Raw genomic sequence first — 22,542 nt, 5'->3', positions numbered from 1 at the left:
GGCCAATTTTTCCCAGCGCGCGGCAAAAAGGGGTCCAGCGCGCTCCCTCATCGGCCTTTTTCATACGAAACAACACGTTAACGACGGTCACGCAGTTGGCATCGTCCTTGCTTACCCGAATGGCAACGAATTCTGCCCTTTCCGTTTGGAGATCCCTGGCCATGAGCATCTTCGGTTCGATGACCACCGCCGTCCTCGGCCTGAGCGCGCAGTCGAAGGCCCTCGGTCACATCTCTGACAACATCGCCAACGCCTCGACGGTCGGCTACAAGCGGGTCAACACGGCCTTCGAGACGCTGGTGCTCCAGTCCAACGAGCGGTTGCACGCGCCGGGCGGCGTGACGGCGGCGCCGGTCTTCATGAACAACATCCAGGGCAACCTGACCCAGGTGCAGAGCCCGACCAATGCCGCCATCCAGGGCCAGGGCTTCTTCAGCGTGTCCAAGCTCAGCCGCGGCCTGACCGGCCCCGGCCAGCAGGGCGAGACGGTGCAGACCCAGACCGGCACGCTGAACGCCGACAACGTCTACTACACCCGCGTCGGCGACTTCGAGCTGGACAAGAACCGCTATCTGGTGAACAGCGCCGGCTTCGCGCTGAACGGATGGATCGTCGACGACGTGACCGGCCAGTTGAAGAAGGACGTGGTGCAGCCGCTCCAGGTCAACACCCTGACCGACAAGCCACAGTCGACCAACAGCATCACGCTGGGCGCCAACCTGCCGGCCACCCCGACGCCGGGCGTGCCGATCCCGTCCTCCAGCATCCAGGTCTACGACACCCAGGGCAACGCCCGGACCATCCAGTTCAACTGGCGCCAGGACGCCGCCAACGCATGGCGCCTGGGCATCGACGCGCCGGGAAGCTCGATGCAGCCGGTCGCCGGCTCCTTCGCCGGCGGCGCCGCCACCATGGCGACGGGCAGCCAAATATCCGGCGTGACCCCAGTGGCCCAGGTCAGTCAGGTGCGGGTCGACGGAACGACTTCCGTGCCGGCTTCGTCGGTCACCATCGGTGGCCGCACGAACTATTATCCTGATGGCACGTCACAGGACAATATCCGAATTGGCGACACCTACACCCTGAACATCAATGGCAGCACATCTGCCACGGTCACGGTGACCGCGGCGAACATCGGGACCCTTTCAAATTATGGAGAGGTCGCAGCCGCCTTGATGGACCAGATCAATGCGATGTCTCCTGCCCTTTATCAAGCCAAGCTGGATACCAACGACAGTCGTAGAATCATCGTCGAAACGACGGGAGCCACACCCGCGCCGGTGCAGGTCTCCGGAACTTTCAACAACACCACGCCACAAACCAGCACAATCAGCGGCCCCTCGACCAATGGAACTGGCTCGCTCAGTGGCGACCAGCGCAGCACTTTCACTTTTTCCACCGCGGCCATTGACGTGGGCGACGAGTTCCGCATCACCGTCGCGGGCAAGGAGTTCAAGACACGTGTCACCTCGGCCAACATTGGCACGTTGGCGGACATCAATGGCGTGGTTGCCAATCTGGCCAACCAGATCAATACCGCCGTGCCACCGCTGGGCATCAACGCCCTGATCGGCACTGCCACGGTTCCGGCCGGCACCACCAACCAACTCGTGCTAGACGGTACGGCCACAACCCAGACCTTCACGGCCAACTATGGCGTTACCAACGCTGATAGCCGCAAGAACAGCATCACCGCCTCCACCCCGGTGGTCTACAGCGCGTTGACAGCAGCCCCCGTTCAGATTGCCAACGCTACTCAACCTGAGATTACCCAGGTCGACTTCCCGACGGCAGCGACCTTGAAGGTGCCGGACCAGTATGTCGTCAATGTGCTGGGCCAGGAGTTCAAGACCACCATTTCCTACGCGAACATCAACGCGCTGAAGGATATGGATGGCGTCGTGAATGATCTGGTGACGAAGATCAACGCCGCCGGATTGGCGGTATCCGCTTCGCGCAACGCCGCGGGCGATCTGGTGCTGAGCGGTACGACGAACGGCACGGCGCTGAACGCCAGCGCCAACAGTCTGGACATCACCGGCACCGACAACGTGCGGGTGGGCGACAGCTACACCGTGCGGGTGGACGGCGTTCCTTACACGGTGTCGGTTACCGGCGACAACATCCTGACCATGGGGACCTATGGCGGCGTCGCCAACGCGCTGGCCGCCCAGATCAACTCGGCCCGGCCGCAGGCGCCGATCATCGCGTCCGTCGAAAACTCGCAACTGCAGCTCACCGCCCGCAACCCCGGCACGCCCTTCAAGATCGACCAGGAATTCTCCAACGGCACGGCCTCCAACAATCAGGTGAATGGCCCGACGACCAGCGCGCCGACGGACTCGCGCGGCCAGCGCCAGGAATTCTCCTATCCACAGACGCAGATCGACATCGGCGACGTCTATTCGGTGTCGGTCGACGGCACGCCGATCTCGGTGACGGTGGACAAGTCGAACTATGGCAATTTCCAGGATATCAACGGCGTCCTGCAGGAGCTGGCCAACCGCGTCAACGCCGCCAACCTGAACGTCGTCGCCACAGCGACCGGCGGCCGGCTGACCCTCACCCACAATACCTCGAGCACCGGCAAGTTCGAGGCGAAGGCCAGCATCCAGAACGCCACCGGCAGCCCCGGCACGCTGACCGCCTCCACCAGCACGTCCAACGTGGCGGGTGTGCGCCAGTCGGAATCGGTGACGCTGACCGGCACACCGGGCGACAAGGGCGCCGAGTACACGGTGACCATCAGCGATACCCCCATCACTTACAAGACAACGGGTGAGGAAACCTCGATGGAAACCATCGCGGCCAACCTTGCCAATCTGGTGAACAAGAACACCTCCCTACCAGTGACGGCCAGTGCCGAGGGCAGCGTGCTGAAGCTTGTCGCCAAAACTGCGACCGGCGACCCGGACAACAAGTTCAGGCTGGACGTCAGCGCCCAGGCCGGCACCACACCCGCGCACGTCCTGCTGAATTTCGGCACCGATCCCGGCAACGTCGGCACCATCGCCAGCGTCAGCACGGCGAAGGTCGGCACCGGCACGGCGGTGACCTCGGCCAACCAGGGGGTTGGGGCGGACGCCAACGTGACCTTCACGGTGGACTACGGCTTCGGCCCGCAGCAGATCACGCTGAACCTCGGCCAGATCGGCAAGTCGGGCGGCGTCACCCAGTTCGCCGGCAACGAGATCAACGTGCGCGAGCTGGTGCAGGACGGCGCCTCGCGCGGCCAGTACAAGGAGGTGGTCTACGGCGACAACGGCGACGTGATCGTGAACTACGACAACGGCCGCAGCCGCGTCATCGGGCGCATCCCGGTGGTCACCTTCAACAACCCCAACGCCCTGCAGCGCGAGGCGGGCGGCGTCTACATCGAGACGGACGACGGCGGCCGGCCGAACTTCAACGATCCTGACACCAACGGGGCCGGCGCGGTGGTCGCGAACAGCGTGGAGTCCTCCAACGTGGACATCGCGGACGAGTTCACCAAGCTGATCGTCACCCAGCGCACCTACTCCGCCAACACCAAGATCGTCACGACCTCCGACGAGATGCTCCAGGAAGTCCTCGGCCTGAAGCGCTAAGCGCGGTCCTGACCACGCGGGCGGGCGCCCGATCCGCGCCCAGCCCGGCCTATCCCGCAGACGAAAGGTCCAACGACCATGTCCCTCTTCGGCGCCCTCGGCAGCGCGACGGCCAGCCTCCGTGCGGTCCAGGCCCAGGTGAAGCTGGTCTCGGACAACGTCGCCCGCGCCGACGATCCCACCCGCACCCGGCACACCGTGTCGAACGTGCTGGATTCCAACGGGTTCGTCCTCACCTCCCAATACCGTCGCGAGGTCGATTCCGCCCTGCTCAGCCAAGTGCAGGACCTGACCGCGCGCGAGGGCTCCTCGGCCACCAAATCCTCCTACATGCAGCAGCTGGGCGACCTGCTGCGCACGACCAGCGGCAAGCCGCAGTTGAACCAGTACGCCGAAGCCTTCCAGACCGCCTGGAAGGCGGTGGAGACTTCCCCGGAAAGCGAGGTCGCGCAGTACCAGCTGATCCAGGCCGCCGACACCTTCGCCCGCGAGATCAATCGCGTGTCCCAGGGCGTCGAGGACATGGACCGGGAGATCCAGGGCGACCTCAGCCAGTCGGTCGGCGAGGTGAACCGGCTGCTGAAGGAAATCGAGAGCATCAACAACAACATCGTGTCGCTGCAGGGCTACGGCTCGGCCGGCAACGAGGTGGCCGACAAGCGCGACGGGCTGATCCGCGAGCTGAGCACCTATGTCGGCGTGCGCACGATGGCCCGCCCGGACGGCCGCATCGCCGTCTTCACCCCCACGGGGCTGGCGCTGGTCGACAGCCAGGCGGCAAATCTTTCCTACGAGGGCGGCAATATCAACCTGACGGTGGGCAATCAAGTCACCAACGTCAACCAGCACCTGAAGGAGGGAAAGGTCGCCGCGCTGATGAACCTGCGCGCCGACGGCTCCACCACCAACCCGCCGCAGGCGGCCAGCGCCGACCCGACCACCGAGGTGATCCGCAAGCTGCGCTCGCAGCTCGACGCCTACGCGCAGATGTTCACCGGTTCGACCAAGCCGGGCGAGCCCACCAGCTTCCGCGACGCCTACGACCAGGCGAAGACGGTGCCGGGCGAGGAAGGCACGCAGTTCTTCATGGGCAACGACCGCTTCACCATCCACGTGAACGAGAACCTGCTGAACAACACCAAGAAACTGAAAAGCGCGGCCGTCAAGGACGTGGTGACGGCGCTCAGCGCCACCGGCCGCAGCTTCCAGTCCGACGGGCTGAAGCTGGAGGGCGCGTCCTTCAGCTCCATCACCAGCAACATCACCGGCGGCTGGATGTCCGCGGCCAAGACGGCGATGGACAAGTCCTCGCTGGACAAGGACTCCCGCCAGATCCTGGAGGAGCGCTACCACGCGACGACCGGCGTCAACATCGACGAGGAAATCGCGAATCTGCAGCAGCTCCAGACCTCCTACGCCGCGTCGGCACGGGTCATGCAAGTGGCCAATACGATGTTTGACGCGCTGGAGGCGATCGTCCGATGAGCTCCGTCACTCAAGTCAGCAGCTACGCCAAGTATCTTGGCCTGGTTCGCAACCTGACCAACGGCCAGAACAAGGTGGACACGCTCTCGGAGCAGTTGACCACCGGCAAGAAGTCCACCGACCTGAACGCCTACGGGGCCGAGACGCAGAAGCTGCTCGCTCTGCGCGCCGAGCTGACCCAGCGCGAGTCCTACGTCCAGAACATCAACACCGCGTCGCCGCGCGTGAAGGCGGCCGACACGGTGCTGAACAGCCTGGAGAAGATCGCCACGGACTGGCAGAGCAGCAACCTGATGCCGTTCCAGCCGGGGCCGGCCACCGTCACCTCACCCTTCAACAGCAACCCCGACGCGCTGAAGCTGACGGTCAACGGCGACAAATCCACCTTCACCCAGAACGCCCGCTACACCGTGACCTCCACCCCCTCGAAGGACGGGGTCAACGGATCGTTCGACGTGACGGTGACCGACGGGCTGGGCGGCAAGACCACCCGCACCATCAATCTGAAAACCGTGCCCCCCAGCGACGGCGGCGGCTACAACTTCAAGATCGACGGCGGGCCCGGCGGGGGCGCGGTGCTGAACCTCAGCTTCGACCAGCTCACCGCGGCGTCGAGCAGCACCTTCAACGTGAGCTGGCCCCAGGCCAACGACATGCGCGACCGGGTCGAGGGCGCGCTGCGCGACATCCAGCAGCTTCTGAACGAGCAGTTCGGCGACCGCTACCTGTTCGCCGGATCGCGCTACGGCACCGAGCCGGTCGGCGACCTGCTGGCCCAGCCGCAGTCCACCCGTATCACGCTGAACGGGTCGATGGTCAACACCGACGACTACTTCGAGGTGTCGATCGACGGCAAGCCCTTCGGCTACCAAGTTCAGCCGGGCGATCCGAAGACCGTCACCTTCGTCGCCAGCACGCTGAACAGCCTGATCCAGTCGGCCAACCCGAAGCTGCCGATCATCGCCTCCGCCGCCAACGGCGTCATCTCGCTGATCAGCGAGGACCAGAGCCAGAAGTTCGACGTGACGGCGCGCGTCCAGAACTCGATGAGCATCGACAACTCGATGACGGCGCCGACCACCACCCAGGCGGCCACCCTGCCGGCGCCCGCCGGCACCGGGCTGAAGCAGATCGACAGCTTCGCGCTGACCGGCGACGGCGTGGACATCGGCGACACCTACGAGATCAACGTCGTTGTCGGCGACCCGGACGACCCCTTCAACCGGAAATACTATTCGGAACATCCGGACGAGCCGGAGGACCTGCCGCCCTACCAGCAATACACGATCCGCTACACGGTCACCGAGAAGGACTACAACAACGGCGTCACCGACGTGTCGAAGGTGGCCGACATGCTGCGCGCCGAATTCTCCAAGACCAGCCCGGTGCCGCCGGTGACCATCGACCCCGCCGGCAACGGATCGACCATCCAGTTGACCAGCAACAGCACGATGGACCCGAACCATCCGTCGCGCGTGCAGCAGTTCTCCACCTCGGTGCGGGCGGTCAACGGCCAGATCGACAACACCATCTCGGTCGCGACCCTGCCGTCGCAGGCCGACGCCCTGACCGACCTGCCCTACGTGGACCCGCCGGACCTGCCCTTCTACGATTCGGAATACATGTCGAACCGGAAGAACAGCAAGGCGTGGGACAAGGCGGCGGTCACCATCGACGACGGCCAGACGCTGACCTACGGCGTCACCAGCGACGACCGCGCCTTCCAGAAGCTGGTCGCCGCCTTCCGCATGGCCCACGTCGCCGCGTCCAATCCCGGCAAGTACGAGGAGTACATCACCAAGTCGCGGGAGCTGATGGCCCAGGCCAAGGACGAGGTGCGCTCGGTCCACTCCAAGGTGGCCTCCGACCTCGCGACGCTGGAGGAGAAGAAGACCGCCCACACCACCGCCTCGGCCACGGTGGTCGAGCGCATCGCCGGCATCGAAGGCATTGACGAGACCGAGGTGGCGGCCCGCCTGCGCACCTCCATGAACGCCCTGGAGGCCGCCTATACGGTTGCCGGCCAGCGCCAGAAGCTGTCGCTGCTGAATTACATCGCCTGAAGCGGCGATGGCTCCCTCCCCTTCGACGAGGGGAGGGAACGGCCGCCAAACAAAAAACCGGCGCCCCGAAGGGCGCCGGTTTTTCTTTTGAAGCGCGTGGCTCTCAGATCGAGATCCGCAGCGACTGGCGCGGCGGCTGGCCGTCCGGGGCGGAAACCGGCGGAGCCATCGGCGCGCGCGCCGCCATCTGCGGAGCCGGCGCAGCCTGACCCTGCACGGGCGCGTCGGGACGGGCGGTCAGACCGCTGGCCACCGACCGGTTGATGCTGATGAGCGTGTCCAGCTTCGACACGTCGAGATCGACCAGGCGGGCCATCGTCTCGCGGTCGACCAGCAGCGACAGGGCGGCGATGTTGGTCCGCACCTCCGGCGGGTGGCCGCAATCGTCCTCGGTCATCGCGGCCTGGAAGATCGTCCAAAGGCGCTGGTTCAATTGCAGGGCACCGCGGAGCGTCTCTTCGTTCACGGGGCTGCGCCCGGCATCGATCAGGCGTCGCGACGCCTCCGCCAAAGCCCAGGCCTCGACATCGCGGGGATTGTCGGAGGTCGGCTTGTTCGCGTATGTCGGTGTCGGCTTCATTCCAAACCCTCGGGACAGGCCGCCGGACAGAGCAATGCTGAATCAGGTCCGGACCAAAAGGATTGTCAGCGATCCTTCAATCCTTGTCAACTTTAGGGACCTGTCTCCGGTGATTTGCAAGGATTTGTCACGACTTCGCACCGTTCCGGCGCTGCCGGCCCAAGCAGTTCACCGGCCGCTTGTTCGACCGCGTCCACGGAAATTCCGTCCATCAGGCCGGTGGCCTGCGGATCGGCCTTCTGGCGGGCCAGAAGCTCGGACCGCGGAACCCGGCTGATCACGGTGCGCGCCGCCACGCCCCACGGGCCGTAGGTTTCCGGGAAGCCCGGCCCGAACAGCCCGACGGTCGGCGTGCCGGCGGCGGCGGCGATGTGCATCAGCCCGGAATCGTTGCCGATGTAGAGCGCCGCCCGGCGCACGGAGGCCGCCGCGGCCATCGGATCGGTGCGCCCGGTCAGGTCGATGGCCCGCTCGCCCAGCGCCTCCAGGACCGGCCGGGCGCGCTCGCGCTCCGGACCGGCGGCCAGGACGGCGACACGCCGGCCCGACAGCCGGCCGCCGGGACCGGTCAGCCGCGTTGCAAGGTCGGCGAAGCGGTCCGCCGGCCATTCCTTGCCGGTCCAGTTCGCGGTTGGGCCGATCGCCAGGAACGGCTCCGCGCCGCCGGGCAGCAGCCGGTCGGCCTCGGCCTCGGCCGCCGGGTCGATCCACAGGCGGGGCGACGGCGGCGGGGACAGGCCGAGCACCCGCCCGATCTCCTCCACCTTGTGGAGATGCGGGGCGCGGGTGTGGAAGAACCGGCGTTTCGCCAGGACGAGCCGGCCGACCGCGGAGTTGCGCAGGTCCACCACCAGATCCCAGCGCGTGCCGACGCAGGCCCGCCACAGGTCGACCCAATGCCGCGCCCAGGCCCGCTTCGGCATGGGGATCAGCCGCTCCAGCCCCGGAACGGAACGGAACAGCGGCGCCGGCAGGGGACCGCAGGCGATGGTCAGCGCGGCGTCCGGATGCCGTTCGCTCAGATGGGCCAGCAGGCCGGTGGAGAGGACCGCGTCGCCCAGCCGGTTGGAGGTGATGAACAGGATGCGCAAGACCCGGCCCGCCCCCTCAGCCTGCCGCCGCTTCGCCACCGGGCGGCACGCGCCGCCGCAGGTTGCGCGACAGGATCCAGGCCGCCGGGGCCAGGGCCGCCACCGGCAGAACATACATCAGCGGCACCAGCACGGTCACCTTGGCGGCAAGGCTGGACAGGCCGAGGACGGCCGACTGGATGGCCATCACCACCAGCACCGCGGTGGTCACGCGCACCGACTGGCCGCGCCGGTTGAATTCGCCCGACAGCAGGCAGGCCAGCGCCACCATGGTGTAGGCCAGCGCCAGCAGGGGCGAGGACAGCCGGTGGTGCAGCTCCGCCAGCAGGTCCCGCATCATCTTCGGGTCCTCCGCCATCTGGGGCGACGGGTGCAGCAGCTCGTCGGTGGAGCGTTCGCGGGCGTCGGGATAACGCTCGGCGCTGGCGCTGCTCAGCACCTTCAGGTCCACCGCGTAGCGTTCGAAGAAGAGCTGGGACAGCCGGTTGGTCTTGCGGTCCAGCTCCTGCCGGTTGCCGTTGTAGACGACGAAGCGCGCGCCCTCCGACCCGGTCAGCATCACCGCCCGCTCACCCATGATCGTCACCGGCTTCTCCGGAACGCGCCCGTCATGGATGATCACGTTGTGCAGGTTGGCCTCGCTGTCGCGCTCGCGCACGAAGACGCTGAAGCGGTCGCCCACCTCGTTGAACACGCCCTCGCGCAGGAACAGCTGAGAATAGTCGCTGCGCACGGCGTATTCCATGCGCACCAGCTCCTGGTGGGCGGCGGGCGTCAGCCACAGGTTCAGCACATAGACGACCACCGTCACGCCGAAGGCCAGCACCATCGCCGGCGCCGCCAGGGCGAAGGGGCCGACGCCGGCGGCGCGCATCACCACCAGTTCGCTGTCGGTCGCCAGCCGGTTGTAGGTGAACAGCACCGCCCCGACCAGCGCCAGCGGCAGCACGATGCCGAGGAAAGTCGGCACCGTCAGGACGAGCAGCCACAGGAACACCCGCATCGGCGCCCCGGCTTCCACCACCATCTCGATCAGCCGCAAGGACTGGCTCAGCCAGATCGTCAGGGTCAGGCCGGCCGTGGAATAGAGAAGGGCGATCAGAAGATTGCGGAAGAGATAGCGTTGCAGTCGGTTCATGTGCATGCGTCACGGGGGAGCCCGGCGAGAAGCTGACGGGCTCGGGCGTCCGGGTCAAGCCCTGATCTGGAAACCGACCCGGCGCACCGAACTTTTGCGCCCCGGCGCACCATCCCCCGCGTCAGGCCCCCGCGTCAGGCGGTGCGCACCGCCGACAGGAACACCTCCACCTTGCTGCGTAGCCCATCCGCTTGGTCGGACAGCGATCCCGCGGCCTCCAGCACGTTGCGGGCGGCGCTGCCGGTCTCGCTGGCCGCCCGGTTCACGTCGGCGATGTTGGAGGTCACGTCCTGCGTGCCGGCCGCGGCCTGCTGGATGTTGCGGGCGATCTCCCGCGTCGCCGCCTGCTGCTGCTCCACCGCCGCGGCGATGGTCGAGGCGACCTCGCTGATTCGCCCGATGGTGCCCATCACGTCGCCGATGGAGGCGACCGCCCCCTCGGTCTCGCTGCGGACGGAGACGATCTTCGCAGCGATCTCGTCGGTGGCACGGGTGGTCTGGTCGGCCAGCGCCTTCACCTCCGCGGCCACGACGGCGAAGCCCTTGCCCATCTCGCCGGCCCGGGCCGCCTCGATGGTGGCGTTCAGCGCCAGCAGCCGGGTCTGCGAGGCCACCTGGGTGATCAGGTCGATCACCGCGACGATCTCCGCCGAGGCGGTGGCGAGGCTGCGCATCGCCTGATCGGCGCGCTCGGCCTTGTGAACCGCCTCGTCGGCGATTGCGGTGCTGCTGGCGACCTGCCGCCCGATCTCCTGCACCGAGGCGGCCAGTTCCTCCGTCGCGGTGGCGACGGTCTGGACGTTGGCGCTGGCCTGCTCCGACGCGCCGGCCACGGTCACCGACTGGCGGGTGGTCTGCTCCGCCGTGGCGGCGAGCTGGCTGGCCGTCGCCTTCATCTGCACCGCGGCGGCGGAGACCGAGCCGAGCACGGCCGCCGCCTCGCGGTCGAAGCGGCCGGTCAGCTCCTCGATGGCGCGGGCGCGGCGGGCGCGGACGTCCTGCTCCGCGTGCTCGCGCTCCGCGGCCTGCCGCGCGGCGATCATGTTGTCCTTGAAGACCAGCACGGCCTTGGCCATCTGCCCGATCTCGTCGCCCCGCCCGGTGGCCGGCACGGGAGTCGCGGAGTCGCCGTCGGCCAGCCGCCGCATCGCCTCGGTCATGGCGCCCAGCGGCCGCACGATGGAGCGCGAGGTCAGCAGGATCGCCGCCGCCGCGATCAGCAGACCCAGGGTCAGCAGAACCGCCTGGATCATCACCAGACGGTCGGCGCCCTGGATCATCCCCTCCGTGTCGGCCTGCAGCAGGGCGCGCTGGCGCGGGATCAGGCCGCTGGCGTCGTTGGAACGGGCGTCGCCGACCAGCAGGCTCATCACCTGGTTGGCGCGCGGGATCGCGTCGTCGTTCAGGGAGTTCAGCGCCCCCATCTGGTCGCCGATGGTGCCCAGAGACTCCGCCATGTCCTGATCGCGGCGCAGATGGTCGAGCAGCGGCTTCACCGCGTCCCAGGTGGCCTGGACCTGCGGATCGGACCAGCGGGCCGACAGGCCGTCCATCTCCTGGCGCAGGGCGTCGATGCGGTCCCAGGCGACGTTGCGTTCCTGCTTCAGGTCCTCGCGGTTGGTCAGCAGATAGCCCTGCATGGCCGCGTTGGTGGCGGTGACGGACGCGACGATGCCCTGCCCGGCCAGCGCCGTCGGCATGCGGACATCGGCCACCAGACGGCTCAGCGTCTTCCCGTTGTCGGTCAGCAGCAGGCCGGTGCCGACCGTCACCACCAGCACCGCGATCACCGCCGCGAAGCCGATGGACAGCCGCTGGCCAATCCGCAGATTGCCGAGTGCCTTCATTCGTTCCTCCCGTGCAGCACCCTTGTCGGACGCTTGTTTTCTCGACCGGACGTTGCTGTGTCGGTCGTTGCCCTTATCTGGGAACGAATGATGGGCCAACAAACATTAAAGGAGTGTTTCCAGCGCTGAAGCCGCCTGTTGCGAACGGCCGGTCAGATATCCTCGGCGCCCAGGTAGGATTCGATCACCTTAGGATTCTCTACAACTTCAGCGGGCAACCCGTCGGCGATCTTCTCCCCGTGGTCCAGCACGACCACTTGGTCGGACAGGGCCATCACGGCGCGCATCACATGCTCGATCATCAGGATCGTCATGCCCTCGCGCCGGTTCAGGTCGCGCAGCACCTCGACCATGCGGTCGACCTCGGTCGGGCGCAGGCCGGCCAGCACCTCGTCCAGCAGCAGCAGGATCGGGCGGGTGGCGAGCGCGCGGGCGACCTCCAGCCGCTTGCGGTCCGGCAGGGTCAGGCTGCGCGCCGGGCGGTTGGCCTGATCGGCCAGCCCCAGCCGGTCCAGCACCCGCCGGGCGTGGTCGCGCGCCGCCGTCACGGACCGTTCGCGGGCCAGCGCGCCGACGATCACGTTCTCCTCGACCGACAGCTGCCCGAAGGGCTTGACGATCTGGAAGGTCCGGCCAATGCCCGCCGTGCAGATGCGGTTGGGCTTCAGCCCGGTGATCGGCGCGCCCTTCAGATGCACCCTCCCCTCGTCGGGCGGAAAGACCCCGGCGATCAGGTTGAAGGTGGTCGTCTTGCCGGCGCCGTTCGGGCCGATCAGCGCGACGATCCGGCCCTCCGGCACGGAAAAGCTGACGTTGGAGACGGCCTTCAGCCCGCGGAACCGCTTGGACAGGCCCTCGACCTCCAGAAGCCCGGCCATCACGCATCCTCCCCGGGGCGGCGGACGAGGCCAAGCCGGTCGGCCAGCCATGGCCACACCCCGTCCGGGCGGTAGACGACGATCACCACCAGCGCCACCCCGTAGAACAGCTGCTTCAGGCCCGGCAGGTCGAAGCCGGTCGCCTCGATCAGGAAGGTCAGCAGCTCGCCCAGCGGGGTCAGGATGAAGGCCCCGAGGATCGGTCCGATCAGCGTGCCGATGCCGCCGACGATGGCCGGCAGGATGATCTCGATGGAGCGGCCCATGGAGAAGACCTGCTCGGGGAACAGGTTGTTGAAGTAGAAGGCCTGGAACACCCCGCCCAGCGCCGTCAGGGCGGAGGACACGGCCACCGCCGCGATGCGGGCGCGGAACAGGTCGACGCCGACCGCCTCCGCCGCCTCGGGCTCCTCGCGCACGGCCAGCCACTGGTAGCCGAGGCGGCTGTGCAGCAGAACCCGCGACAGGGCCAGCGCGGCCAGCACCAGCGCCAGGATCACGTAGTAGAACAGCTCCGGCGAGCCGCGCAGGTTCAGCACGTCGTTGCCGGCGTCGCCGGCCACCGGGATGAAGAAGCCGCCCGAGCCACCGAACCATTGCAGGTGGTCGAAGCCGATGCGCGCGACCTCGGCGAAGGCGATGGTCAGCAGCGCGAAATGCACGCCGCGCACACCGAAGCGGAAGCCCAGGAAACCGATGAAGCAACCGGCAGCGGTCGCCGCCAGCATGGCCACCCACATGCCTGCCCAGGGACCGATCCCGAAATGCACGAACAGCGCCGCGCTGACGTAGGCCCCCAGCCCGACATAGAGCGCGTGGCCCAGCGACAGCAGGCCGGAGAAGCCCATCATCACGTTCCACGCCTGCCCGACATAGGCGAACCACAGCACCGTGGTCAGCACCGACAGGACGTAGCGGTCGGCGATCATCGGCGCGGCCAGCAGCAGCGCGCCGCACAGCGCCAGAAGGACGATCCCGCGCCCCGTCACGACCGTTTCCCCAGCAGGCCCTGCGGGCGCAGCAGCAACACCACGATCAGCACACCATAGCTGAAGAGGGATTTGAGCGAGGGGTCCAGCAGGAAACCGGCCATCGCCTCCGAAAAGCCGATCAGCATGCCGCCGAGCAAAGCGCCCGGAAGGCTGCCCAGCCCGCCGACGATGACGATGATGAAGCTCAGCAGCGTGTACTCCGGCGCCAACTGCGGCCGGGAGTCGACCAGCAGCGTCATCAGCGCCCCGGCGATCCCCACCACCGCGGCGCCGATGCCGAAGGTCAGCGCGTAAAGCCCGTCGATGTTCAGCCCGACGACGCGGGCGCCCAGCGGGTTGTCGGCGCAGGCGCGGATGGCCTTGCCGGTGCGGCTGAAGCGGAAGAAGGCGAACAGCGCCACCGTCACCACGATCGCCCCGGCCCCGGCGCGCAGCCGCACCGCGTCGAGCAGCAGCGGCCCGATCTCCACCGTGTCGAAGCTGTAGGGCACCATGACGTTGCGCGAATCCGGCCCGAACAGCATCAGCATGGCGTTCAGGATGATCGTCGCGATGCCCAGCAGCAGGATGAACTGCATGTGCTCGGGCCGCTCCACGAAGCGGTTGACCAGCCCGCGCTGGAGCAGCCAGCCGAAGGCGAACAGCACCGCCGCCACGATGGGCGCCGCCAGGATCGGGTCGAGCCCGAGCAGGCTGGCCAGCAGCACGGCGCCGTACATGCCGGCGACCATCATCTCGCCATGCGCGAAATTGACCACGCGCACGACGCCGAAGATGACCGACAGGCCGAGCGCCGCCAGCCCATAGACCAGTCCGGTCAGCAGGCCCGACGCGGCGATGTTCAGGTAATAGTCAAACGGCATGCATCATTCGCCCTTGGGAGAGCCCCGGATGGCCAAGCCTGAGCGGCGTAGCAGTCCTTCGTAGTCGTGACAAGTTTCCTGTGCGGATCGGGCGGCGCTCAGCGGCGCTTTGCCTCCTCCAGTCGCACGCTCAGGGCGTCGCGCAGGCACGCCTCCGCGGCGGCGGCGACCGCCGGGTCCTCCTCCATGCCGCGGCGGACCCAGCAACGGGCGGTGATGCGGTCGTCGAAGCGGCGCTCCTCCTGGAGCAGCGCGTAGGCCGCGGCGTCGCGGCGCTCCGCCGGCAGGGCGGCGAGGTGGCGCTGGTGCAGTCCGCGCGCCCGCCCGTCCAGCGCGGCAAGGTCCGGCACCGTGCAGATCATCCGGCGCAGCGGCGCGCCGGCCGTGGCGCAGCGCGGATCGGGCAGGATTGGAAGCGGCGGCGCAACCTTTGGCGGCGGTGCCGGAATCGGTGGCGAGGAAGTCGCCGCGGCGACCGCGACGGCGGGTTGTGGCGACGGGAGGACGGCCGACCCGGAGACGACTCGGACAGGGGTTCCGACCGGCACGATCTCGAACAGGACGGCGATGTCGGCGGGCAGCATGCGGAAGCAGCCGCCGCTGGCCCGGCGGCCCACCGAATCCGGCTCGTTGGTGCCGTGGATGGCGATGGCCGTCCAGCCGAGGTCGAGCGCGAACTTGCCCAGCGGGTTGGATGGCCCCGGCGGCACCGCCACCGGCAACGCCGGATTCTCCCGGCGCTGGTTGGCGGTGGGGTGCCAAATCGGGTTGCGCCGCTTGCGCAGAACCCGGCTGTCGCCCAGCGGAATCGCCACGCCGGGCCGTCCGATGGCGACCGGGAAGGAGCGCGGCGGGCGCCCCTCCTCCAGCAGATGAAGCCGGCGCTCCGTCAGGCTGATGACGATTCGCCGCGGCGGAGCCACCCCGGCGGTGGTTTCGGAGGTGGTGCCGGCATCCTGCGCGCGCGGGACGCCAGGCGAAACGAGCGCGAGGGCAATCGCCAGGGTTGCCGTCGGGACAAGATGCCACAAGAATGTCGCGGTGCGCTGCATGGGAAAAGTTCAGCGCATCCGCCCTAAAAGCGCGTAAACATGCCGTCAGGGACCAAGCAGCAGGAACGCCGACCATGGACACCATCGAACAGACGCTGGCCGTTGCGACCGAACACCACCGCGCCGGCCGCACCACGGAGGCGGAACGCCTGTACCGGGAGGTGCTGGCGGCGTCGCCCGGCCATCCGGACGCGCTGCACCTGCTCGGCGTTGTCGCTCTGCAAGGCGGTCGTCCGGCGGAGGCGGTGGACCTGATCGGACAGGCGGTGGCCGGCGACCCGACCTCGCCCCTGCTGCAGGCCAATCTCGGCCACGCCCTGCACGCCACCGGCCAGGCCCGCGACGCGGCGTTGTGCTTCGCCCGCGCCCTGACCCTGCTGACCAACGAGGGCGAAGGCTGGGGCAACGTCAGCGCGCTGACCGGGCTGATCCGCCGCTACGACGACGAGACCCGCCGCGCCGCGGCCGCCGAGGTCGACGCGGCGTACGCCATGGGCGACGTGATGCGCCGCCATTCGCTGCTGTTCCTGCTCGACGGTGACATCGCCCACTACGCGGCGCTGACGGACGCCGTCCTGGAAGACCCGATGCGCTTCACCGTGCCGTCGATCCACTACGCGTTCTGGGGCATGGCGATGCAGCTGTTCCAGGGCGCGGCGCGGCGTGGCGACGGCGGCGCGTTCCAATCCGGGAACTTCACCGACTACTACCGCCTGATGGTGGACGAGACGGCGCTGCGTTTCCACCTGCGCCGCCGCATGAAGCGCGCCACGCCGCGCGGAGAGGTCAAGCGGATCGCCCTGATCACCAACCAGATGCTCGGCGCCGGGCACCAGCCCACCGCGGACGCCTTCGACTTCGCCCGCCGCCTGCAGGACGAGTTCGGGCGCGAGGTGGTCATCATCAACCCCAACGCCATGGCGATCACCGGCGAAAACGGCTTCGTCCCCGAATACACCTACAACATCACCGAGGAATACGAGGGGGAGCAGGTCATCGCCGCCTTCGGCGCGCGGGTCCGCATGATGTCCTTCCCGCAGAAGCGCTTCGACGAGGAGAAGGTGAACGCCATCGTCGATTACGTGGACGGCTTCGACCCCGACGTCATCGTCGCCTTCGGCGGGTCCAACGTGGTGGCCGACCTGTTCTCCGGCGCGCGCCCGGTGATCTGCCTGCCGACCTCCTCCGGCTTGCCGCTGTCGATGGCCCGGCTCGTGCTGGGCTATGGCGAGGCCGACACCACCCAGGGCTGGCCGGCGGACATGGCGGAACGTTTCCGCCCCTTCTCCTTCGGTTGGACCCTGCCGCCCGCCGGACCGGAGCGCAGCCGCGCCGATTTCGGCCTTCCCGACGCCGGTCCGGATGGCGGGCCGCTGTTCATCGTGGTCGGCAACCGCCTGGACCAGGAGGCCGGGCCGGAGTTCCTGGCGCTGGCCGATTCGCTGCTCGACCGCCTGTCGGAGGCCCGCATCGCCGTCGCCGGCGGCGTGGAATCGCTGCCGCAGCGGATCGCCGCCCTGCGCAACGCCGACCGTGTCCACACGCTGGGTGACGTGGATGACGTGCGGGCGCTGCACCGCCTCGCCACCGCCTATCTGAACCCGCGCCGGCAGGGCGGCGGCGGCAGCGCGGCCTTCGCGCTGGCCGACGGGGTACCGGTGGTGACCGTCGCGGCGGGCGACGTGGCGGCCGTGGCCGGTCCGGTCTTCACGGTGTCCGACGACGACGCCTATCTGGAGCGCGCCGCCGCTCTGGCGAGCGATCCGGCCTTCCGCGACCGGCAGTCGGCCGAGGCCCGCGCCCGCTTCGCCGAGGCCGGCGACCGCCGCGCGTCGGTGGAGCGCCTGCTCGCCTACGCGCTGGAAGCCCAGACGGCGTAAGGGAACGGCATGAAAACGAAGGGGACGCGGCCGCTCCGACCGCGTCCCCCCTTTCACTCCCCGTCGATCAGGAGCGCTTGCCCCAGCCCGGCATCGGGAACACCGGGTCCATCTCCGCCGAGTCCTTGGGCAGGACCACGGTCGGGCGCAGGTTGCGGTTCTGCAGGCAGGCGGAGACGAGTTGGGTGTTCTGCCCCTTCTCGTCGAAGGTGATGGCCGGGCCGACCATCATCTTGTCCTTCAGGTTGGTCTGGCGCAGCGCCTCCAGCAAGGTGGCCGGTTCCGCGGTCCCGGCGCGCTTGAAGGCGTCGGCGGCGACCAGGATCGCCTCCAGCGTGAAGGCGACGTTGAAGGCGTAGCCCTCGAAGCGGTCGTTCGGATACTGCTTCTTGAAGGCCGCCTCGACGCGCTTGGTCAGCTCCGCCTTGGGGTCGTACCAGGGCAGGTTGGTGATGGCGTAGTCGGCGTACTTGCCCAGCACCTTGTAGAACTGCTCGTCATACAGGCCGGGCGAGCCGGGAGAGACGATGCCCTTGGGCTCCCAGCGCTGCTTGACCATCTCACGCACCAGCATGATGGCGTCGTTGGCGCGGGTGGTGACGATGGCGAGTTCGGCGCCGGTCGCCTTGGCCTTGGCCACCTCGACCGCGAGGTCCTGGGCCTTGGGGTCGTAGGAGATGCTGTCGACGATGCCGAAGGGCATGTCCAGCTTCGGGAACAGGGCGTCCATCGCCTGCTTGTTCGCCATGCCGAAGGTGTCGTTGGCGTGCAGGAACACCGCCGTCTTCGGGGTGACGCCGCTGACCGCGAACAGGTCCTTCATCAGCGCCAGCCCGTTGGTGACGAGCATGGTGGAGGTCGGAAAGTTGCGGAAGACGGTCTTGTAGCCCTGCTCGGTCAGGCGGTCGGCGGCGGCGATGTTCATCACCAGGGGCACGCCGCGCTGTTCGCAGACCTGCGCTGCGGCAGCCGTCTGGCCGCTGTCGAAGGCGCCGACGATGACGTTGGCGCCGTCGTTGATCAGCTTCTCGGCGCGCGAGCGGGCGACGTCCACGTTCGATTCGGTGTCGGCGGACAGGATCTCGACCTTGTAGCCGAGTTCGCCGAGGATGGCCGGCGCGATCTCGGCGCCGCGCTGGCAGGCTTGGCCCGCCTGGGCGAGCAGGCCGGAGCGGGGCAGCAGCACGCCCACCTTCAGCGCGGTGCCCTGCGCAAAGGCCGGCGCCCGGCCGAAGGCGGCGAGCGCGCCGGCCGAGAGGGCGACCGAGGCCGCGGCGGTGCCGAACTGACGGCGGGTGAGTCCTCCCATGGACCCATTCTTGCTGATGCGATGATCGTTCATTATCGGGTGTTTCCCTGAGGCGTGGTCCCGGAGCGGATGATTTCCCCGCAATTGCCTTTGTGTCAAAGTGGAATCCACCGGAAGGCGACACACGGACGAAACGGACCCCACCGAATGGCGACCATCGAGGAGGCGCTCGGCATCGCGCTCGACCATCTGAAGGCCGGGCGGCAGGCCGAGGCGATGGACCTGTACGGGCGAATCCTGGACGCCGATCCCGACAACCCGGAGGCACTGCACCGGCTGGGCCTGCTCGCCGCGCTGGACGGCGACCGGGAGCGCGGCATGGCGATGATCGCGCGTTCGGTGGAGCGGGACGGCGGAGACGCCGACGCGCACTTCAACCTCGGCGCCCTGCTCCACGTCGCCTGGCGGACGGAGGAGGCGATCGCCGCCTACCGCCGTGCGCTGGCGCTGCGCCCCGACTTTCCCGACGCCGAATATCACCTGAGCGAGGCCCTGCAGGCCATCGGCCGCATCGGGGAGGCGCTGGACGTGCTGGACGCGCTGCTGGCCCGCCACCCGCACTTCGTGCCCGGCTGGCGGCAGAAGGGCGACATCGAGGCCGACCTCGGCCGCCCCGGCGCCGCCGTGTCCTTCTACGAGATGGCCCTCGCCATCGACCCGCGGGACGAGGGGTCGCGCGACCGGCTGGCGGCGCAGGCCACGGCCTACCGCGCCCGCCGGGCGATCCTCGACGGGGCCGGGCCGGACGGGCGGCTGGACCTGCGCGACGTCACCATCCTGGTCCCCTTCCGCGCCGACAGCGAGGACCGCAAGCGCAACCTGCGCTGGATCGTCTCCTTCCTCCTCAAGCACGCCGACACCGCCGTCCTGATCGGCGAGGACAAGGCGGGGCCGAGCGAGGTCGCCGACGCGCTGGGGCCGGAGTTGGCCGCCCGCTGCCGGCACCTGCATCTGACCGGCAACGACACGCCCTTCACGCACAAGGCCCACCTGCTCAACCGCATGGTCGAGGCGGCGGAGACCCCCATCGTCGCCCTGCACGACACCGACGTCGTGGTCGACCCCGTGCAATACGCGCTGGCCCGCGACGCGGTGCGCCGCGGGGCGGCCATGGCCTTTCCCTACAACGGGCTGTTCTTCTGGATTCTGGGACGGGAGGTCCACCGCTTCGGCCACACCCTGTCGGCGGCGCCGCTGAACGCGGTCTGCCCGCGCTTCCCGCTGATGCACCGCGATTCTCCGGGCGGCGGCGCCTTCTTCGACCGGGCGGTGCTGCTGGCGGCGGGCGGCTACAACGAGCGCTTCGTCTCCTGGGGCTATGAGGACGACGAGATCGTCGAGCGGCTGCGACGTCTGGGCCTGCGGGTCGAGCGGGTGCCCGGGCCGCTCTACCATCTGGAGCACGCGCGGCCGGAGAACTCCACCGACCGGAACCCCTTCATCGACGCCAACAAGGCGGAGCTGGAGCGCATCCAGGCCATGGACGCCGACGCGCTGCGCGCCGAGATCGCCGCCGGGCGCCTGCGCCGCCCGCTGTTCTCCAGCGCCGGGTAGGAAGGGGGGCCGGTCAGCCGGCCTTGTGCAAGGCGAACTGGTCCGCTGCAAACTGGGCGAACGCCTCCATCGCCATGCCCACGACTTCCTCTAATTTAAGACTTTCTAATTCATTGAAATTGTACGGCCTCGCAAAGGGAAAAGGGGAGCAACCCTGCCCTGCCCGCTGTTTCGGTGTGGCTCCCTTCACCATGCCAGCGACCGATCATGCCTCTGCGCTCCGCGCCCCCTCTCGCCGACAAGGACCCCTTCGACATCGACGAGGCGTTCCGGCGCCTGCGCCAAGCCGTGGCCGGACGCCCGAAGGCCGCCATGTTCGCGCTGCGCGACCGCGGCTACGGCAGCCCCTTCGAGCAGCTGGTCGGCAGCCTGATCTCCGCGCGGACGCGCGACGAGACGACCATCGTGGTGTGCGAACGGCTGTTCGCGGTGGCGCGCACGCCGCAACAGATGGTCGCCCTGACGCCGGAGGAGCTGACCCGTCTGCTCGACGGCGCGACCTTTCCTGAGCCGAAGGCCCGCGACATCCGGGCGCTGTCCCGCCGCATCCTCACGGAGCACGCCGGCGAGGTTCCCGACACGCCGGACGCCCTGATGGCCTTCCACGGAGTCGGCCCGAAGATCGCGGCGCTGACCCTGGCGGTCGGTTTCGGCATTCCGGCGGTGGCGGTGGACGTGCATGTGCACCGGATCGTCAACCGCTGGGGCTTCGTCGCCGCCCCGACGCCAGAGCGCACCATGGTCGCGCTGATGGAGTTGCTGCCCCGCCATTACTGGGTGGAGATCAACGAGCGGCTGGTGCCCTTCGGCAAATGGATCTGCACCGGCGACCGCCCGCGCTGCTCGACCTGCGCCATGCTGTCCATGTGCCGGCAGGTGGGGGTGACGACCCACCGCTGAGGGGCCGTTGGCCGCGGCTTTGATGCAGATCATCGCGCCGCTTTGCGGGATTCCGTCCTTCTGTCCAGCAACGGGCCCGCCCGAGGACGACCCAAGGAAGACCGCCGATGATCCTGTACGCCCTGCGCTGCGCCTGCGGCCACGAATTCGAGCAGTGGTTCAAGAACATGGCCGATTACGACACCCGCAAGGCCGACGGCCTGCCCTGCCCGTCCTGCGGCGGGACCGAGGTGTCGAAGGCGATCATGGCGCCGCGCGTCGGCGCGTCCAAGCCGTCGCCCGCGCCGATGCCCGCCTGCAACCCGTCCGGCTGCGGCAACGCCATGTGCCCGATGTCGCAGATGGCCTGAAGCGAGATGGCCTGAGAAGACGGAGTCCTACCGCCGGCCGCGCCCACCGCTGCTGAGCGGCGGCAGGGCACCGGTGGTCAGCTCCTCCCGGCGGCGGCCGCTGCCGAAGCTCGGCTCGCGGCGCTGATCGCGCGGGCCATCGTTGCGCGGCGCCGGCCGTGCGGCGTTGGCCCGCCCGCTGCGCCACCACGCGAAGCCGATGCCGAGCACCGTCGCCCCGATCACCCCCATCACGCCGTAGCGGGCGCCGTTGGCGGCCCAGCCCGGCAGCATCGACCCGCTGTCCGCCGCCGCCTCGACCACCGGCACCGGCTGACCGGACGGCGTGGTCGCGGTGACGCTGGCCCGCGGCGCGGCTTGCGGCACCGGCCCCTGTGAAGACGCCGTGGCGGAGGTGGCGGGGGCCGACGAAGCGGGAGCCCCGGCCCCGCCCGACGAAGAACTGCTGCTGGTCACGGGCGGGCCGGCGCTGAACTGCGCGCCGCCGCCGACGCTGCCCGTCCCGCCGTCGATCCGCTGGGTGGGCGCGGCGCGGGGCACCACCTCGCGCTGCGGCTCGCGCGGCGCCTGTCCGGGACCGCCGCCGCCGACCTTCTGCTGGGCGAGGTTCCCGACCGTGGCGGGGGCCTTGCCCTCCCGCTCGCCCATCATCTTGGCGATGGTCGCCTTGTCGAGCTGGTTGGTCACCGGCAGTCCGTGGGCAGCCTGATACTTGCCGAGCGCGGCCTTCGTCTCGGCGTGCATCTGGCCGTTGGCCCGCCCGCCAATGTTGTAGCCCTTGTCCTTCAGGATGGTCTGGGCCCATTGGATGTCCGCGGTCGATTGCGCCCGAACTGGAGCGCCCGCCAGCAGACCCGTCGCCAGAACCGGCATTACCACAGCCAACGCGACCGCGCGGCGCGCGCGGTGCGAACCACCCGTCATGACCATCCTCCGTCCGAGACGCCAACCGAACATCACTTGCCCAATATCG

At 68.7% G+C, this 22,542-nt stretch carries 17 protein-coding genes; 7 read left to right on the top strand and 10 right to left on the bottom strand.

The features are described 5' to 3' along the window. Nucleotides 1-161: 161 nt before the first annotated feature. The 3 genes from ACWPN7_RS02740 to ACWPN7_RS02730 all read left to right on the top strand — a co-directional run bounded on the left by ACWPN7_RS02740 (nucleotide 162) and on the right by ACWPN7_RS02730 (nucleotide 7,135). On the top strand, nucleotides 162-3,587 hold the full coding sequence (locus ACWPN7_RS02740) for a flagellar hook-basal body complex protein (protein WP_459196624.1): 3,426 nt from the start codon (nucleotides 162-164) through the stop codon (nucleotides 3,585-3,587). A gap of 78 nt (nucleotides 3,588-3,665) precedes the next feature. Then, a complete protein-coding gene (gene flgK / locus ACWPN7_RS02735; RefSeq protein ID WP_459196623.1) occupies nucleotides 3,666-5,072 on the top strand; it encodes a flagellar hook-associated protein FlgK in 1,407 nt (468 codons plus the stop codon). Further along, complete coding sequence (locus ACWPN7_RS02730) at nucleotides 5,069-7,135, top strand: flagellin N-terminal helical domain-containing protein (RefSeq protein ID WP_459196622.1); 2,067 nt, start codon at nucleotides 5,069-5,071, stop codon at nucleotides 7,133-7,135. The genes flgK and ACWPN7_RS02730 overlap by 4 nt, the downstream gene beginning before the upstream one ends. A 103-nt stretch (nucleotides 7,136-7,238) precedes the next feature. Here ACWPN7_RS02730 and ACWPN7_RS02725 read toward each other — a convergent pair whose 3' ends face one another. From ACWPN7_RS02725 to ACWPN7_RS02690, 8 genes are all read right to left on the bottom strand, one after another. Then, on the bottom strand, nucleotides 7,239-7,715 hold the full coding sequence (locus ACWPN7_RS02725; protein WP_103041648.1) for a flagellar biosynthesis regulator FlaF: 477 nt from the start codon (nucleotides 7,713-7,715) through the stop codon (nucleotides 7,239-7,241). A gap of 92 nt (nucleotides 7,716-7,807) precedes the next feature. Beyond that, on the bottom strand, nucleotides 7,808-8,806 hold the full coding sequence (locus ACWPN7_RS02720; RefSeq protein ID WP_459196621.1) for a glycosyltransferase family 9 protein: 999 nt from the start codon (nucleotides 8,804-8,806) through the stop codon (nucleotides 7,808-7,810). Between the two features lie 16 nt (nucleotides 8,807-8,822). Continuing rightward, nucleotides 8,823-9,944: an LPS export ABC transporter permease LptF gene (lptF, locus tag ACWPN7_RS02715; protein ID WP_040135625.1), complete on the bottom strand. Its 1,122-nt coding sequence runs from the start codon at nucleotides 9,942-9,944 to the stop codon at nucleotides 8,823-8,825. A gap of 134 nt (nucleotides 9,945-10,078) precedes the next feature. Beyond that, a complete protein-coding gene (locus ACWPN7_RS02710) occupies nucleotides 10,079-11,791 on the bottom strand; it encodes a methyl-accepting chemotaxis protein (protein ID WP_200475724.1) in 1,713 nt (570 codons plus the stop codon). A 152-nt stretch (nucleotides 11,792-11,943) separates the two neighbouring features. Further along, nucleotides 11,944-12,669 (bottom strand): ABC transporter ATP-binding protein, encoded by a 726-nt coding sequence (locus ACWPN7_RS02705; protein WP_456525144.1) that lies wholly within the window; start codon nucleotides 12,667-12,669, stop codon nucleotides 11,944-11,946. Continuing rightward, nucleotides 12,669-13,658, bottom strand: a complete 990-nt coding sequence (locus ACWPN7_RS02700) for a branched-chain amino acid ABC transporter permease (RefSeq protein WP_137104805.1) — start codon at nucleotides 13,656-13,658, stop codon at nucleotides 12,669-12,671. Before ACWPN7_RS02700 ends, ACWPN7_RS02705 begins: the two co-directional genes overlap by 1 nt. Further along, a complete protein-coding gene (locus tag ACWPN7_RS02695; protein ID WP_040134463.1) occupies nucleotides 13,655-14,524 on the bottom strand; it encodes a branched-chain amino acid ABC transporter permease in 870 nt (289 codons plus the stop codon). The genes ACWPN7_RS02700 and ACWPN7_RS02695 overlap by 4 nt, the downstream gene beginning before the upstream one ends. Before the next feature lie 98 nt (nucleotides 14,525-14,622). Beyond that, entirely contained in the window at nucleotides 14,623-15,576 is a 954-nt protein-coding gene (locus ACWPN7_RS02690; protein ID WP_459196620.1) for a L,D-transpeptidase family protein, read from the bottom strand. Between the two features lie 74 nt (nucleotides 15,577-15,650). Between ACWPN7_RS02690 and ACWPN7_RS02685 the strand changes: the two genes are divergently transcribed. Further along, nucleotides 15,651-17,456 carry a tetratricopeptide repeat protein gene (locus ACWPN7_RS02685; RefSeq protein ID WP_459196619.1) on the top strand — a complete coding sequence of 602 codons (1,806 nt, stop codon included), beginning with the start codon at nucleotides 15,651-15,653 and terminating at the stop codon, nucleotides 17,454-17,456. A 67-nt stretch (nucleotides 17,457-17,523) separates the two neighbouring features. Here ACWPN7_RS02685 and ACWPN7_RS02680 read toward each other — a convergent pair whose 3' ends face one another. Then, nucleotides 17,524-18,765 carry an ABC transporter substrate-binding protein gene (locus tag ACWPN7_RS02680; RefSeq protein WP_247874831.1) on the bottom strand — a complete coding sequence of 414 codons (1,242 nt, stop codon included), beginning with the start codon at nucleotides 18,763-18,765 and terminating at the stop codon, nucleotides 17,524-17,526. Between the two features lie 147 nt (nucleotides 18,766-18,912). Between ACWPN7_RS02680 and ACWPN7_RS02675 the strand changes: the two genes are divergently transcribed. The 3 genes from ACWPN7_RS02675 (at nucleotide 18,913) to ACWPN7_RS02665 (ending at nucleotide 21,569) form a co-directional block, all read left to right on the top strand. Further along, on the top strand, nucleotides 18,913-20,319 hold the full coding sequence (locus ACWPN7_RS02675) for a tetratricopeptide repeat protein (RefSeq protein WP_459196618.1): 1,407 nt from the start codon (nucleotides 18,913-18,915) through the stop codon (nucleotides 20,317-20,319). Nucleotides 20,320-20,526: 207 nt separating this feature from the next. Further along, entirely contained in the window at nucleotides 20,527-21,219 is a 693-nt protein-coding gene (locus ACWPN7_RS02670; protein WP_137117093.1) for an endonuclease III domain-containing protein, read from the top strand. Nucleotides 21,220-21,326: 107 nt separating this feature from the next. Continuing rightward, nucleotides 21,327-21,569, top strand: a complete 243-nt coding sequence (locus tag ACWPN7_RS02665) for a DUF1178 family protein (protein WP_040134468.1) — start codon at nucleotides 21,327-21,329, stop codon at nucleotides 21,567-21,569. Between the two features lie 27 nt (nucleotides 21,570-21,596). Here ACWPN7_RS02665 and ACWPN7_RS02660 read toward each other — a convergent pair whose 3' ends face one another. Further along, complete coding sequence (locus ACWPN7_RS02660) at nucleotides 21,597-22,493, bottom strand: peptidoglycan-binding domain-containing protein (protein WP_103041643.1); 897 nt, start codon at nucleotides 22,491-22,493, stop codon at nucleotides 21,597-21,599. Between the last annotated feature and the right edge of the window lie 49 nt (nucleotides 22,494-22,542).

The organism is Azospirillum sp. UENF 312511 (genome assembly GCF_058780635.1).
Note: the sequence above shows the minus strand (reverse complement) of the source record. Positions and strands in the feature narration are given on the sequence as shown.